Origin of the sequence: Nonomuraea sp. PA05 (assembly GCF_008086045.1) — a bacterium.
GTDB classification, from domain to species: Bacteria; Actinomycetota; Actinomycetes; order Streptosporangiales; family Streptosporangiaceae; genus Nonomuraea; species Nonomuraea monospora.
Map to the genome: position 1 here is coordinate 203,605 of NZ_VSEY01000018.1, position 14,762 is coordinate 218,366.

The window sequence follows — 14,762 nt, forward strand, 5'->3', positions numbered from 1 at the left end:
ACGCTGCTCCGCGCTCGGCTCGAAGGGTGTTTTGGGAGCGCTCCCAAACGCACTCTAGGTCACAACTGCCGAGTTTCCCGGGACGCCAGGCCCCGGCACCCCCGCGATCCCCGGGCACCAGCGAAAACGGGGCGCGATCCGGTGAAAGTTTCATCGCCGCTTTACCGCCCCTGAGGGGCTGCCGATAATAAAAGCAGGAAAGCGCTTTCCCCACCATCGGAGAGCCTCATGCCTCTGACCGCGTCCCGCTGGGCGGCCGTCCTCGCGGCAGCCCTCCTCCTCCAACCGGCCGGCACCCAGGCCCGCGCGGCCGCCGACGCGCCCACCGGCTTCGCCGCCGTCAACGCGCTCGGCCAGAACGGCACCACAGGCGGCGCCGGCGGCAGAACCGTCACCGCCACCGACGCCGACCAGTTCCTCGAGTACATCGACAGCCTCGAACCCCTGGTCATCCGGGTCTCGGGCACCATCCAGATCATCAGCAAGCAGGGCGTGCGCCCGAACAAGACCATCGTGGGCGTCGGCACCACCGGCCACATCACCGGCGGCGGCCTCGACTTCTACCGCTCGTACAACGTGATCGTGCGCAACCTCCGCTTCACGAACGCGGAGGACGACGCCGTCAACATCGGCCAGAACTCCCATCACATCTGGGTCGACCACAACACCTTCTCCGGCGCGGTGGACGGCTCGGTGGACGTCGTACGGGGCGCCGACTACGTCACCATCTCGTGGAACCACTTCGACCACTCCGACAAGTCGATGCTGATCAGCCACTCCGACGGCGCGGGCGGCACCGACATCGGCCACCTCAAGGTGACGATCCACCACAATTTCTTCGACAACAGCAGGCAGCGGCACCCGCGCATCCGCTTCGGCGAGCCGGTGCACATCTACAACAACTACTTCCTCGGCAACGAGCTGTACGGGGTGGCCTCCACCGAGAACGCCGGAGCCGTGGTCGAGGGCAACTACTTCGAGAACGTGCCGCACCCGCTCTACTCCGCCGGCGGGTACGCCGACAGCGGCCCGGGCCGGGCCGTGCAGCGCGACAACGTCTTCGTCGGCTCGGGGACCCCCGAGGTGGCGGGCACCGTGGTCGAGCCGCGCACGTACTACGCCTACACCGTCGATCCACCGCAGAACGTCCCGGCGGCGGTCCGCGCGGGCGCGGGCTTCGGGAAGATCACCCCTATGGGGGCATGAAACTGTCAGCACTTGATCAACGCCACTGATGTCGGCCCGGTCACCGACATGAGCGCCTATATCGTCCCCGATGTCCGCAGCAGCAGCACGACCGGCCTCGGGGGATCTCATGTCGGGTGGATGGACGCGGCGTGCTCTCCTGCGCGCCGCCGGTGGAGCGGCGCTCAGCACCGGGCTCGTCACCGGGATGGGGCCCGGGACGCCTACTGGCTGGGCCGAGGTGGCGCCACGGCACGCGGACCTGCGGGCCCGGTGGCGGGCGCTGCTGCTCGGGGAGGGCTTCGACCGCTCGGCGGAGCCGTACCGGAGCAGGCTGGCCGAGCTGGGACGGGCGGCGGCCAGGCACCGCGAGTCGATGAGGCCGCAGCCGGGAGCGCTGTGGCGCGGGCTCCGCTACGCGGACGCGCGCGCGGCGGCCATGCGCGGCCTCGCCTCAGCGGGCCCGTCGGCGATCAGTCTCATGTACGCGAGCCCGTCCGAGATCAGCATCACCCAGCACAGCCGCACCTGGTCAGGCAGAGGGCAGCGCGGCACCGCACCCGCCGGCCCCGCCGCGCTGTCGGCGAACCTGCACGAGAGCTTCACCCGCCTCAGGACGATGGCCGAGGCGTACGCCCAGCCCGGCACCGGCGTGACCGGCGACACCGCGCTGGGCCGCGCCGTGCTGGCGGGCCTGGACCACCTGCTGACCGACGTCTACCACCCCGGCACCACCCCGTACGGGAACTGGTGGCACTGGCAGATCGGCGGTCCGCAGGCGCTGCTGGACACGGCGCTGCTGATGTCGGACAGGCTGACCGGCGGCAGGGCGGCGGCGTGCTGCGCGGCGGTGGACGCGTTCGTCCCGGAGACGGCGGTGACGCGCTACACGGGCAGCAGCACCGCCGCCAACCGCGTGGACCTGTGCCAGGTGCTGGCGCTGCGCGGCCTGCTCGGCGGCGACGCGCCGCGCATCCAGCTCGCCAGGAACGCGCTGACCCCGGTCTTCGCCCCGGTCACCGAGGGCGACGGCTTCTACGCCGACGGCTCCTTCATCCAGCACAACTGCGTCCCCTACGTCGGGGGTTACGGCGCGGCGCTGTTCGGCGGGGTCGCGATGCTGGGCGCGCTGCTGCGCGGCTCGCCGTGGGACCTGGACGGGCCCGAGCTGCGGGCGTTCCTCGGCACGGTGGACGAGGCGGTGGCGCCGTTCGTCTACAACGGGCTGCTCATGGACAACGTGGCCGGGCGCTCCATCAGCAGGGGCGCGCAGGACGACCACCAGCGCGGGCAGGGCATGCTCGCCTCGATCGCGCTGCTGGCGGAGGTGGCCGGCGGCGAGCGCGGGGAGCGCTGGCAGGCCATGGTCAAGGGCTGGCTGGAGCGCGGCAGGCCGGTGACGGGCAGCCGCTCGCTGGGCGTCGCCCGTACGGCCCGGCTGCTGGCCGTGTCCGGCTCGACGGCGCGGGCGGCGGCCGAGCCTGTGGGACACCGGCTGTTCCCCAGCATGGATCGGGCGGTACACCGGCGGCCGGGCTGGGCGGCCTCGGTGAGCATGGCGTCGCGGCGGGTGGCGCACTACGAGTACGGCAACGGCGAGAACGCGCGGGGCTGGCACACGGGCGCCGGATGGCTGTCGTGGTGGGGCGACGGGTTCGGCGAGGAGCAGTACACGGACGCGTACTGGGCGACGGCGGACCCGTACCGGCTGCCGGGGACCACCGTGTCCGCCAAGCGGCTGGCGGACGGCGAGGGCGGCGCGTGGGCGCTGCCCCGTCCGGACGTGAGCTGGGTGGGCGGCGCGACCGACGGCGAGTTCGCCGCGGTGGGGCAGGACCTGCGCGGGCTCGGCGGCACGATGGCCGCCAGGAAGGCGTGGTTCTTCCTGGACGACTGCGTGGTGTGCCTCGGGGCGGGCATCACGAGCGCGGACGGGGTGCCGGTGGAGACGGTGGTGGACAACCGCAACCTGGGGGCGCGCGGTGAGGCCGCCGTGCGGGTGAACGGCGACCGGTGGAACGGCCGGTTCGGCGGACGGCAGGCGGACGGCGGCGGCAAGGCGACCCGCGACAGTGCACGCCGCGACGGCGCGCGGGACGACGGGCGGGACGACGCGCGGGACAGCGGGCGAGAGGGCCGGTCGGGCGGCACGCGGGAGCGGCGAGACGGCGTCTCCTGGGTGCACGTGGCGGGCCACGCCGGTTACGTCTTCCCCTCCCCCGCCGTCCTGAATCTCCTGCTGGACGAGCGGACCGGCGCGTGGCGGGACGTCAACGCGGGCGGCTCCCCCGACCCGATCACCCGCCGCTACCTGACCATGTGGCTGGACCACGGCGCCGACCCGATCAGCGCGTCCTACGCGTACGTGCTCATGCCGGGCGCCACCGAGGCGGCGACCCGCGCCAGGGCGGCGGCCGCGGGGCGGGTGCAGATCGTGTCCAACACCCCGTACGCGCAGGTGATCAGGGTTCCTGAGCTGGGGCTGACGGCGGCGAACCTGTGGGCGCCCGCCCGCGTGGGCACGCTGTCGGCGAGCGCTCCGGCGAGCGTGCTCATCCGCGAGCGCGCCGACGGCACCGCGCACGTCTGCGTCTCCGACCCGCCGCGCGAGGCCGCCGCGCTGGCGCTCACCTGGGACCGCCCGGTACGCGAGGTGCTCTCGGCGTCCCCGTCCGTCACCGCCGCCGGTACGGGCGGCTCGCTGCGCCTGTCCTTCGGCGACCTGCGCGGCGCGGCCGGAGCCACCCAGCGCGTCACCGTCGCCCTCGCCTAATGCGTCGCACGACCAGAACTCAGCCGGGGGGCGGTGTGACGAGCGCCGACAGCAGCCGGTCGGCCTCCGCGGCGATGTCCCGCAGCGCGGTCTCCGGCCGCTCGGCCCTGGCCAGCAACATGCCCCCCTCGCACAACGCACCGAAGACGAGCCGCGCGCGGGCGTCCAGATCACCTTCCGGCGCCCGCCCGGCGGCCACCGCCATGAGCAGCCCGTCGCGCAGGATCCGCAGCATGTGATCGTGCTCGATCTCGCGCACGGTCTCCCACCCGAGCACCGCCGGCGCGTCGAGCAGCACGATCTGCCGGAACCCCGGATCGAGACAGTGCTCAAGGAAGGTGCGGCAGCCGCGCCGCAGCGCCGCCCACACGTCGCTCTCCTCGGCGGCGATGCCGAGCAGCTTGGCGTCCACCGCCTCCAGCTCGGCCACGAACGCCGCCCGGAACAGATCGGCCTTGCCGCCGAAGTGGTGGTAGGCGGCGCCCTTGGTCACCCCGGCCGTGGCGGCGACGGCGTCGATCGAGGTCAGCGCGTATCCGGTGGCTCCGAAGCGTTCCCGCGCGGCGCGCACGAGCCGCCCCGTGGTCTCGTCGGAGCGCTCTGCCTGGGTACGGCGAATCATCGTGCTCCCATTGACTTACATACTCGCGGTACGTAACTTCGAACATAGTTACGTACTCGCAGTATCCCCGTGAGGAACCGTGATGTCACCACCGCACATCGCCGTCTACGGCGCGACCGGGCACACCGGCCGCCTGGTGGCGGCCGACCTGCACGCCCGCGGCCTGGAGATCACCCTGGCCGGTCGCGACGGCAACGCGCTCAAGACCCTGTCCGAGGAACTGGGCGGAGCTCTCGTGTTCGAGGCCGCCCTCGACGAACCCGCCGCGCTGCGCGATCTCGCGGGCTCGGCCGACGTGCTGATCCACTGCGCGGGCCCGTTCACCGACACCGGCAGGGCGCTGGCCACGGCCGCCGCCGAGGCCGGCTGCCACTACGTGGACCACGCCCTGGAGCAGCACCACACGAAGTGGATGTTCGACGCGATGCAAGGGCCCGCACGCGAGGCGGGCATCACCATGGTCACGGCCATGAGCTTCTACGGCGGGCTGGGCGATCTGCTGGCGGGCGCCGTGGCCGCGGGCGTGACCGGCGTCGACCGGGTGATCACCGCGTACTCGGTGACCGGCTGGCGGCTGACCACGGGGGCCAGGAAGACGGCCGAGCTGCTCTTCGCCGACACCCGGCGGATCACCTACACCGACGGCGCCGAGCACGTCGGCTACGTCGAGCCGCGTAACGCGGTCTTCCCGTTCCCGCCGCCGCTGGGACCGCGCACGATGATCGCGCCGGTGCCGTTCCCCGAGGTCGTCACGGTGCCCAGGCACGTGGCGGCGCGGCAGGTGGAGGCGCAGCTCACGGCGCACACGTTCGAGGAGGAGCAGGCGTTCACCAGCGAGCACGTGGACGCGGCCACCAGGGCGGGCTCGCACTTCACGGTCGCCGTCCAGGTGATCACGCAGGACGGCAACCGGGCCGGTCAGGCGCGCGGCCACGACCTGTGGCGCATGAGCGCGCTGGCCTCGGTCGAAGCCGCCGTCCGACTGGCAGGCGGCCAGGGCGACGGCGGCCAGGGCCCGGAGCCGGGTCCCGGCGGTCAGGGCCCGGGACCGGGTGCCGGCGGTCAGGGGCCGGGGCCGGGCGTGTTCAGCCCGGCCGAGGCGTTCCCCGCCGGGCCGTTCCTGCGCGACCTGGAGCGGCTCGGCCTGTTCACACTCACCCTTCAGGAGGAGAGATGATCCTGGTCACCGGCGCGGCCGGCGGGCAGCAGGGCGCGACCGGCAGAAAGGTCGCGGAGCTGCTGCTGGAGCGCGGCGAGGAGGTGCGGGCGTTCGTCCGCGCCGACGACGAGCGCGCCGCCGAGCTGCGCAAGCTGGGCGCGGAGGTGGTGGTGGGCGACCTGCGCGAGATCACCACGGTCCGGCCCGCGATGCGCGGGGTCACGCGGGCGTACTTCACGTATCCGGTCACGGCGGGCCTGCTGGACGCGACCGCCGCGTTCGCCGCCGCGGCCCGGGAGGAGGGGGTGTCTCGCGTCGTCGAGGTGTCGCAGCTCGACGCCCAGCCGGAGGCGGGCACGCCGCGGATGCGCAGGCACTGGCTGTCGGAGCAGGTCTTCGACTGGGCCGGGGTGGGCGCGGTGCACCTGCGGGCGGGGGTGTTCTTCGAGAACCTCGCCGTGGTGGTGGCCGCGGCGGGCCGGCTGGCGCTGCCGCTGGGCCCGCCCTCCACGAAGATCCCGCTGGTCGCGGGCGCCGACGTGGCCAGGGTGGGTGCGGGGCTGCTGCTGGACCCGGATCCGGTCGATCCGGTGTGCCTGCTGACGGGAGAGATGTCCACCGCCGGCGCGGCGGCCGAGGCGCTCGGGGTCGAGTACGCGGACCTGCCGCCCGAGGAGTGGGAGGCGGGGGCGATGGAGGTGTACCGGGACGCGTACGCGGTCGAGCATCTCACGCACCTGTGGGCGCTGTTCCGCGCCATCGGGGACGGTGACCACCCGCTCTACCGCGTCACCGGGACCATCGAGCGGCACGGCGGGCAGCCTCCCCTGACGCTGCGGGAGTTCGCCACGGGTTGAGTCGCCTGTCAACCCCTTTCCTGACAAGATCGCGCCATGTATGTTCGGGCGGAAGGAAAGTTTCACCCATGGAGGAAGAGTGGGCAAGAAGCTTCACATGCTGGCGTTGCCGCTGGCCGCCGCCGCCCTGACCGCCCTGGCGGCGCCGGCCCAGGCCGCGGACGGCTACGACCGGTGCCAGGACGGCTACTACTGCCTGTTCTCGGGCCTCGACGGCACCGGGGACATCGTCCAGATCAAGACCGACACCCCAGACCTGGCCGCGCTGGGCATGGCCGACCGCGCCAAGTCCGACTGGAACCGTACCGACTCCTGGATCCATCTCTACTCCGAGGCCGGCTACGGCGGCTGCTCCGCGGTGACCCAGCCGCGCGACCAGGGCAACTTCTTCGTCAGCTTCCGCGACTTCTTCGACTCCGTCCGCTTCGACGGCGCCAACGGCCCCTCCTGCTTCACCACGTTCAGGGGCTCGGTGTCCGACTCGCACGGCTGAGCCGAAAAAGAAACCCCCGGCCGGAGCGGCCGGGGGTTTCCTCATCTGACGCGGGATCAGCCGGTGAAGCCGACCGCCGTGTAGTCGTAGTACTTGTAGCCACGCGCGCCCCAGTTGGCGAGCGTCTTCTTCACGGCCCAGATGTCAGGACGCTGGTACAGCGGGATGGTGTGCACCATGTCCCAGATGAGCTTGTCGGCGGCGTTCGCCAGCTCGACGGCCTTGGCCGGGTCGGTCTCGTCCACGGCCGCCTGGATGGCGGCGTCCACGGCCGGGTCGCTGGCCTTGGGGAAGTTGCTCTCGGAGCCGGACTTGTAGATCTGCGGCATGCTGCCGAGCGGGAGCGGCGTGCCGATCCAGGAGAACGGCACCAGGTCGAAGTCGCCCTTGATGATGAAGTCGGTGAAGAACTTGTCATCGGGGACCGGGCGGATCGTGACCTTGATCCCGGCCTCCTTGAGCATGGCCTGGGTCAGCTCACCCTCGGTCTTCGCGGTCGCGACGCTGGCCGGGATGACGAAGTTGAGCGCGAACTCCTTGCCGTCCTTCTTGCGGTACTCGCCCTCCTGCTTCCAGCCGGCCGCGTCGAGGAGCTGCTTGGACTTCTCCAGGTTGTACTTGCCGAGGTCGCCGGAGTTGTCGACGTAGCCCTTGTGGTTGTTCATGTAGACGTGGTTGCCGAGCGTCTGGATCGGCCACTCCATGTCCTTCAGGTCGGACTGGGTGATCACGTCACGGTTGATCGCGTACTGCACGGCCTGGCGGACCGACTTGTCCTTGAGGAACTCGCTGGAGTTGTTGACGGTGATGTGCCGCCAGTTCGGGCTGAGCGCCTTGCGGATCTCGGAGTTCGGCACCTCCTTGGCCCGCTGCAGGTTTGCCGGGTTGCCCGCCTCGATGTAGGCGGCGTCGATCTCGCCGTTGGCGAAGGCGTTCACCTCGGCGGACGCGTCGGCGATCGTCCGGAAGATGATCTTGTCGAGCTTCGGCTTCTGACCCCACCACTTGTCGTCACGCACGAGGGTCAGCGTCTTGGTGCCCTCGTCGATCTTCTCGACCTTGAAGGGACCCGCGGTGGCCGGGATCTTCTGGTTGTAGTCGTTGTCGAACTTGTCGGGCGTGGTGATGTGCTCGCCGGGGATGAGGTGCTGAGTGCCGCGGTTGAACAGGCCCTGCCACTCCGAGTACGGCTTGGAGAAGGTGATGATCGCGACCTTGTCGGTGTCGCCCTTCTTCACGGACTCGATCTTGTCCCAGCCGTCGGTGGAGGCCGGCTTGTACTTCTTGTTCTCGCCGTTGTTGGCCTTCCACGCCGCCTCGAGGTCCTTCCAGGTCATCGGCGTGCCGTCCGACCAGGTGGCCTTGTCGTTGAGGGTGTAGGTGACCGTCTGCTTGCCGTCCACCGTCTCGTTCTTCACGTCGGTGACGTAGTCGGCGTTCGGCGTGAACTGCGCGTTCTCGTCCGCCATCATGAGCTGCGGCAGGATCGGGTCGAGCATGGTCGCGGTGTCGGCCTGGTTGCCGTCCACGTGGTTGGGGTTCCACTGGGTCGGCCACTGCCCGATGGCGAGAGTGAGCGTGCCGCCGTCCTTGACCTGCTCGTAGGGCACCGGGTTGATGCTGATGGCCGGGGTCTCGGTCATCTGCTGCTGCGCCTGCTTGGACTGCTCGGCGTTCGGCTGCTTGCTCTCGGAGCCGCCGCCACCGCCACAGGCCGCGACGGCCAGGGCCAGGACCGCCAGCCCAGCGGCCGCACGGTGATGAACCTTCACTCTTCCTCCTGATTTTCCGAGGTCGTGATGACCTCGATCTCCTCCGCGTAATGGCAGGCCGCGCCGTGATCGACGGCACCGGTCAGCCGGGCAACCGAGGGCTCTTCGTCCACACACCGCCGCCGTTCCGCCTCACTGAGCCGGGCGAACTTGGGGCAACGGGTGCGGAACCTGCACCCCGACGGCGGGTCCGCCGGGCTGGGCAGGTCACCTTCGAGCAGGATCCGCTTGCGGGTGCGTTCCATCTCGGGGTCGGGCAACGGGATCGCCGACAGCAGCGCCTGCGTGTACGGGTGCGCGGGGCGGTCGTAGACGTTCTTGACCTCCCCGATCTCGGCGATCCTGCCCAGGTACATGACGGCGACGCGGTCGGCGAGGTGCCGGACCACCGCCAGGTCGTGCGCCACGAACAGGTAGGACAGGCCCAGCCTGTTCTTCAGCTCCTCCAGCAGGTTGATCACGCCTGCCTGGATGGAGACGTCGAGCGCGGAGACGGGCTCGTCCAGCACCAGCACCTTCGGCTCCAGCGCCAGCGCCCGGGCGATGCCGATCCGCTGCCGCTGGCCGCCCGAGAACTGCTGCGGGTAACGCTCCGCGTGCTCCGGCGCCAGCCCGACGAGCTGCAGCAGCTCGGCGACCTTGGCGCTGACGTCCTTCTTGCCGTGCGCGCGCAGCGGCTCGGCGATGATGTCGCCGACCGGCATGCGCGGGTCGAGCGCGGCCATCGGGTCCTGGAAGACGATCTGCAGGTCCCCGCGCAGCGCCTTGCGCCCGGCCTGGTCCAGCTTGGCGCTGTCCTTGCCGAGCACGACCACCCGGCCGTCCTGGGGCGGCTGGAGCTGCATGATCTGCTGCAGCGTGGTGGTCTTGCCGCAGCCCGACTCGCCGACCAGGGCCAGCGTCTCGCCCTCGGCGATGTCGAAGCTGATCCCGTCCACCGCGAACACGGTGCCGACGCGGCGCTTGAAGATCGCGCCCTTCATCAGCGGGTAGTGCTTCTTCATGTCGTCGAGCTCCAGCACGGTGGCGCGCTCGGCGCGCGGCACGCGTACGACGTCGCTCGGCGGGATGACCGGCACGGGGAACACGTCGGCGCCCGTGAGGCCCTTGTGCTCGATCTCGTGCGCGCGGATGCAGGCCACGTGGCGCCCGCCGCCGAATGGCGTCAGCTCGGGCTCCTCGTCGTCGCACATGTCCACCTTCATCGGGCAGCGCGGCGCGAACGGGCAGCCGGGCGGCAGCGAGGCGGGCGAGGGCGGGTTGCCCTCGATGGGCACCAGCGGCCCCTCCTCGCCGTCCACCCTGGGGATCGAGGCGAGCAACCCCATCGTGTACGGCATGCGCGGCCGGTAGTACAGGTCGTCCACGGGGCCCTGCTCGACCGGGCGGCCCGCGTACATGACGAGCACCCGGTCGGCCATGCCGGCGATGACGCCCAGGTCGTGGGTGATCATCACGATGCCGGCGCCCGTCTCCTGCTGCGCGGTCTTGAGCACCTCCAGGACCTGCGCCTGGATGGTGACGTCGAGCGCGGTGGTGGGCTCGTCGCAGATCAGCAGGTCGGGGTCGTTGGCGATGGCCATGGCGATCATCGCGCGCTGCCGCATGCCGCCGGAGAACTCGTGCGGGAACGCCTTGGCCCGCAGCTTCGGGTTCGGGATGCCGACGAGGTCGAGCAGCTCGACGGCGCGGGTGGCCGCCTTGTCCTTGGCCAGCTTCTGGTGGATGCGGACGGCCTCGGCGATCTGGTCGCCGATCGTGTACACGGGGGTGAAGGCCGACAGCGGATCCTGGAAGATCATGCTGATGGCCTTGCCGCGCACCTTGACCAGCTCGTCTTCCTTCATGCCGAGCAGTTCCTGGCCGTGCAGCCTCACCGAGCCGCTGACCACCGCGTTCTGCGGCAGCAGGCCCATGACGGCGAGCGAGGTCACGGACTTGCCCGAGCCGGACTCGCCGACGATGCCGAGCACCTCGCCGCGCTCGACCTCGTAGCTGACGCCGCGCACGGCCTCGATGCCGCCGGGGAAGGTGACGGTGAGGTCCCTGACCTCCAAGATGCTCACGAGTTGCTCCCCGGGTCGAGTGCGTCACGCAGGCCGTCGCCGATGAGGTTGACGCTGAGCACCAGCGCGACCAGCAGGCCGGCGGGGAAGGCGAACAGCCACGGGTAGCCGGTGGCGTTGCGGGAGCCCTCCGCGATCAGCGTGCCGAGCGAGACGTCCGGCGGCTGGATGCCGAAGCCGAAGAAGGACAGCGCGGCCTCGCCGATGATCGCGCCACTGACGTTGAGGGTGGCGTCGATGATCAGCAGGGAGGCCAGGTTCGGCACGATGTGCCGGAAGATGATCTTCCAGCGCGGGATGCCCATGTAGACGGCGGCCAGCACGTACTCGCGCTCACGCAGCGAGAGCGTCATGCTGCGGACCACCCTGGAGGTGATCATCCAGGAGAACGCGGCCAGCAGCACCACGAACCACAGCCAGGTGCCCTCCCTGAGCCGGGGCGAGATGATCGCGATGATCAGGAAGCTGGGCAGCACGAGCAGCAGGTCCACGCCCCACATGAGGGCCCGGTCCACCCAGCCGCCGAAGTAGCCGGCGAACGCGCCGACGACCGCGGCCAGGCCGGTGGAGATCAGCGCCACCAGCATGCCGATGATGATCGACTTCTGCATGCCGCGCAGCGTCACCGCGTACATGTCCTGGCCGATCGCGGTCGTGCCCCACCAGTGGTCGGCGTCGGGCGCCGACAGGAAGGCCATGAAGTCCTTGTCCGTCCAGTCGTACGCGCCGAAGAACGGCCCCACGTACGCCAGCGCCACCAGCAGGATCAGCGCGATGAAGCCATAACGGGCCTGCCTGTTGCGCAGCAGGCGCTTGAAGACGACTCTCGATCGCATCTCAGCTCACCCGCACCCGGGGGTCGAGGGCCGCCACCAGCAGGTCCGACAGGAAGGACGCGGCCAGAATGCAGACGGCGGCGAAGAACGTGACCGCGGCGACGGAGTTGACGTCGTTCTGGTTGATCGAGTCGACCAGCCAGGCGCCCATGCCGTGCCAGGAGAAGATCTTCTCGGTGAAGGTCGCGCCCGTGAACATCGTCCCGAACGCGAACGCGAAGTACGTCGCCGAGGGGATCAGCGCGGTCCGCAGCGCGTGCTTGGTCAGCGCCGTCCTGCGCCGCAGCCCCTTGGCCATCGCGGTGCGGACGAAGTCCTGCCCCAGCACGTCGAGCATCATGTTGCGCTGGATCCGGCTGTAGAAGGCGATCGCGCCGAGGCTGAGCGAGATCGTCGGCAGGATCAGGTGGTTGATCCGGTTGAGGAACTGGTCCCAGCCGGACAACCGAGGGTTGTACTCGCCGGTGTACTCGATCAGCGTGAACCCGAGCGCCCTGTTCAGGTTGTACGTGCCGATCGCCAGCAGCGTGGCCAGCACGAACACGGGGATCGCCATGATCACGAAGGAGCTGACACCGATTAACCGGTCACTGGGCTTGTACTGGCGCACCGCCGAGACCGCGCCCAGCACCACGCCCAGGGCGAAGCCCAGCAGCGTGCCGATGAGCAGGAGTCTCAGGCTGACCATGACGCGACGGCCCATCTCGGCGTTGACCGAGCCGCCGTTCCACGTCTTGCCGAAGTCTCCGGTGACGACACCCGACGCCCAGGTCGCATAGCGCTGGAGCAGGGGGGTCTTGTCGTTCAGGTTGTAGGCATCAAGTGTGGCGTCGATGACCTCTTCGGCCACCGGGGGCTGGCGCCCCTCGTACGCTGCCCGCGGGTTCATGGTGGTGGCCGCGAGCATGTACGCCAAACTGGCCGCTATGGCGACCAAGATCACATTTATTGCCAACCTGCGGAGCAGGTACTTGCCCATCACTCTCCGTTCGCGCTGACCGAGGGCGCAACCTTCCTTGGCGGAGAGGCGCCCCCCGCAACGAAAACCCATCTCGCATCGTGAAATGTCAACGCGATGTCGGGATGGCGATCAGGGCGCAGAATATAAGCAAAAATATAACAGTCAGAAACGGCGATATATAACGGTAAGGTCACTCACATTTGATCGACTTGGGGGGTTGGGGACCCCTGAAACCGGGCTCCATCTGCGGAAACCTGGCTTACCAGAGGGGTTGTGGGACCGCTCTCATAAGCCTCTGTGTCACAGAATCCGGACATAAATTGCCGCCCGGACATAGTGCCTTATATCATATTGACTCGGTGAGTTGTGCGCGGCGCCGTTCCCGCCGGCGGCTCAGGAAGCGGCGCGCCCAGGAAGCCGGCGCGCTCAGGAAGAGGCCCTCGTTCCGGCGGCGGCCCTCAGGAAGAAGTCCTCGCCGCCCACCTGGCCGCCCTTGAGCGCCACCTCCAGCCCGTCGCACGCCGGATCGTCCGACGCGAGCACGCACACCGGGCCGCCCACCGCCAGGGTGGCGGTCACGTCCAGGGCTCGGGCGCCCAGCGCGGTCACCACCTGGCCCGAGGTGTCGCCGCCCGCCACCACCAGCCGCCGCACCAGGCCTCTCCGCACCGCCGCCGCGGCCACCCGGCCGAGCAGGTCGCCGACGCCCTCCCGTGCAGGCCCTCGGGTGGACTGGACGATGGTGTGACGGCCTTCGCGCAGGTTCGCCTCGGTGTGCGCGATCAGGTCGGGGCCGCCGGACGCGTCCAGCACCGCCCAGCCCGCCGCCTCGGCGACGTCGATCTGGCGGGCGGTCACCGGGGAACGGCTCCCGGACACCACCAGCACCGGCGCCGCCGGGCCCAGCGCCGCACCGGCGTCGTCCAGCGGGCGCCGATCCGCCGGCCCGGCGTCGGGCAGCGGGCACCGATCCGCCGACCCGGTGTCGAGCAGCGAGCGCCGATCCGTCGGCGCGGTGGCGAGCAGCGAGCGCCGATCCGCCGCACCCGCACCCGCACCCGCGCCCGGCAGCGAGTGCCCGGTCGCCGGGGCGCCGTCCGGCGGCGGGTGCCGATCCGCCGCGCCAGCGTGGGGCAGCGCGTGCCGGCTCGCCGGGCCCGGCTCCGGCGGCGCGTGCCGGCTCGCCGGGCCCGGCTCCGGCGGCGCGTGCCGGCTCGCCGGGCCTGGCTCTGGCGGCGCGTGCCGGTTCGAGGTGAGGGCGGTGGCCAGGGCGTAGCTGAGGCCGCCCGACCCGACGCAGTACAGCGTCTCCCCGCCCGCCAAGCCGAGCAGGAGGCGGCCGAGGGAGACGAGGTGCGCGTCCGTCATCGCGTCGGCGACGACCGCCGCGTCCGCCCGCTGCGCCAGGTACCGCTCCGCCGGCGCCTCCGCAGGGAGCCACCCGACAGGCCCCGCCCCCTGCTCGGCCAGCCGCACGCGCAGGTCGGCCTCGGTCGCCGGGGTGACGGGGTGGTCGCGGGCCGGTGGGTGGCGGTCGAGCCGGACGACCTCGTCCCCCGCCCGTACGAAGTGGTTGGCGAACCACGTGTAACGCCCGAACTCCGGCTGCGCGGCCAGCACCGGCACCGCGCCCCGAGCCAGCCCCGCGCCGTGCAGGGCCGCGATGACCGCGCCGATGCTGCCCCGCGACGGGGAGGAGTCGAACGTCGAGCAGACCTTGTACTGCACGACACGCGGCCCGAGCGCCGCCACCGCCCTGAGCGCGGGCAGCGCGGACGCCACCGGGTCGGCCGACGCGCGGGCGGTGGTGGCCAGGCCGATGACGTCGTCCCGGTCGTGGAGGTGCTCGACGTCCGTGACCAGCGACCCGCTCAGCCCGAGCCGGCGGAACTGCCACAGCGCGTCCGTCGCGCCGGTGAAGTCGTCGGCCACGAAGGCGACCAGCGTCACGACAGCACCCCCGCAACACTCCAGCACCGCACCACGCCACACCCGGGCCTCACCGCGCCACGCCCGGTTCTCACCGCGCCACGCCCGG

General features: G+C 71.0%; 11 protein-coding genes. 5 read left to right on the forward strand and 6 right to left on the reverse strand.

All coding sequences use genetic code 11. The features are described 5' to 3' along the window. The first annotated feature begins 228 nt into the window (after positions 1 to 228). Both FXF51_RS27910 and FXF51_RS27915 read left to right on the forward strand, forming a co-directional pair. On the forward strand, positions 229 to 1,206 hold the full coding sequence (locus FXF51_RS27910; protein WP_148437632.1) for a polysaccharide lyase family 1 protein: 978 nt from the start codon (positions 229 to 231) through the stop codon (positions 1,204 to 1,206). A 70-nt stretch (positions 1,207 to 1,276) separates the two neighbouring features. Beyond that, positions 1,277 to 3,958 carry a polysaccharide lyase 8 family protein gene (locus tag FXF51_RS27915; protein WP_148437633.1) on the forward strand — a complete coding sequence of 894 codons (2,682 nt, stop codon included), beginning with the start codon at positions 1,277 to 1,279 and terminating at the stop codon, positions 3,956 to 3,958. Positions 3,959 to 3,977: 19 nt separating this feature from the next. Here the strand turns inward: FXF51_RS27915 and FXF51_RS27920 are convergent, their stop codons facing one another. Continuing rightward, entirely contained in the window at positions 3,978 to 4,580 is a 603-nt protein-coding gene (locus FXF51_RS27920) for a TetR/AcrR family transcriptional regulator (RefSeq protein WP_148437634.1), read from the reverse strand. 82 nt (positions 4,581 to 4,662) lie between these two features. Between FXF51_RS27920 and FXF51_RS27925 the strand changes: the two genes are divergently transcribed. From FXF51_RS27925 to FXF51_RS27935, 3 genes are all read left to right on the forward strand, one after another. Continuing rightward, positions 4,663 to 5,757 carry a saccharopine dehydrogenase NADP-binding domain-containing protein gene (locus FXF51_RS27925; RefSeq protein ID WP_148437635.1) on the forward strand — a complete coding sequence of 365 codons (1,095 nt, stop codon included), beginning with the start codon at positions 4,663 to 4,665 and terminating at the stop codon, positions 5,755 to 5,757. Next, positions 5,754 to 6,596 (forward strand): NAD(P)H-binding protein, encoded by an 843-nt coding sequence (locus tag FXF51_RS27930; protein WP_148437636.1) that lies wholly within the window; start codon positions 5,754 to 5,756, stop codon positions 6,594 to 6,596. Before FXF51_RS27925 ends, FXF51_RS27930 begins: the two co-directional genes overlap by 4 nt. Before the next feature lie 79 nt (positions 6,597 to 6,675). Then, complete coding sequence (locus FXF51_RS27935) at positions 6,676 to 7,089, forward strand: peptidase inhibitor family I36 protein (RefSeq protein WP_148437637.1); 414 nt, start codon at positions 6,676 to 6,678, stop codon at positions 7,087 to 7,089. A gap of 56 nt (positions 7,090 to 7,145) precedes the next feature. Here the strand turns inward: FXF51_RS27935 and FXF51_RS27940 are convergent, their stop codons facing one another. From FXF51_RS27940 to FXF51_RS27960, 5 genes are all read right to left on the reverse strand, one after another. Next, positions 7,146 to 8,861 carry an ABC transporter family substrate-binding protein gene (locus FXF51_RS27940; protein WP_148437638.1) on the reverse strand — a complete coding sequence of 572 codons (1,716 nt, stop codon included), beginning with the start codon at positions 8,859 to 8,861 and terminating at the stop codon, positions 7,146 to 7,148. Beyond that, positions 8,858 to 10,927: an ABC transporter ATP-binding protein gene (locus FXF51_RS27945; RefSeq protein WP_148437639.1), complete on the reverse strand. Its 2,070-nt coding sequence runs from the start codon at positions 10,925 to 10,927 to the stop codon at positions 8,858 to 8,860. The genes FXF51_RS27940 and FXF51_RS27945 overlap by 4 nt, the downstream gene beginning before the upstream one ends. Beyond that, a complete protein-coding gene (locus FXF51_RS27950) occupies positions 10,924 to 11,763 on the reverse strand; it encodes an ABC transporter permease (protein WP_148437640.1) in 840 nt (279 codons plus the stop codon). The genes FXF51_RS27945 and FXF51_RS27950 overlap by 4 nt, the downstream gene beginning before the upstream one ends. Position 11,764: 1 nt before the next feature. Next, the gene (locus tag FXF51_RS27955) at positions 11,765 to 12,742 is read right to left on the reverse strand and encodes an ABC transporter permease (RefSeq protein WP_148437641.1); all 978 of its coding nucleotides are present in this window, start codon (positions 12,740 to 12,742) and stop codon (positions 11,765 to 11,767) included. A 408-nt stretch (positions 12,743 to 13,150) separates the two neighbouring features. Continuing rightward, positions 13,151 to 14,674, reverse strand: a complete 1,524-nt coding sequence (locus FXF51_RS27960; RefSeq protein ID WP_187414605.1) for a four-carbon acid sugar kinase family protein — start codon at positions 14,672 to 14,674, stop codon at positions 13,151 to 13,153. Positions 14,675 to 14,762: the final 88 nt, after the last annotated feature.